The sequence below is a fragment of the Thiomicrorhabdus cannonii genome (assembly GCF_013391695.1).
In the GTDB taxonomy this organism is placed as follows: domain Bacteria; phylum Pseudomonadota; class Gammaproteobacteria; order Thiomicrospirales; family Thiomicrospiraceae; genus Thiomicrorhabdus; species Thiomicrorhabdus cannonii.
On the sequence record NZ_JACBGH010000036.1, the window covers coordinates 1 to 433 of the forward strand.

Annotated in this window: 1 protein-coding gene; it reads left to right on the top strand. The window is 66.1% G+C overall.

What is annotated here, in order from left to right:
• Positions 1-433 (top strand): SapC family protein (locus HZ297_RS11850; RefSeq protein WP_218644633.1); only part of this gene is annotated, 433 nt, incomplete at both ends.

The following is a 433-nucleotide window of genomic DNA, read 5'->3' on the forward strand; positions in this document are numbered from 1 at the left end:
GTTCCCAAGATGACGACCACCAGCGACACCACCACCGAAGCGGCGCCGAGCAGCGCCCCCCTGTTCTACACCCGTCCGGTGCCGCAGCAGGCCGATGTGCATGCCGATCTGCGCATCCTGCCGGGCAGGCTCGAGTTTGCCGCCGGCAACAACGCCATTCCGCTGGTGCTGGGCGAGTTCTCGCTGGCCCTGCACCACTTCCCGATCCTGTTCGCAGGCCCGACCGCCGTGCCGATGGCAGCCGTGGGCGTGTCCGACCAGAACCTGTTCATCAAGGACGGCCTGTGGGAAGACGAGGCCTATATCCCGGCCTACCTGCGTCGCCACCCCTTCATCTTCATCGACACCGGTGCAGACAACGACTTCCTGCTGGGCATCGACGAAGAGAGCGCGCGCGTGGTCAAGGGTGGTGACGAAGGCCAGCCGCTGTTCG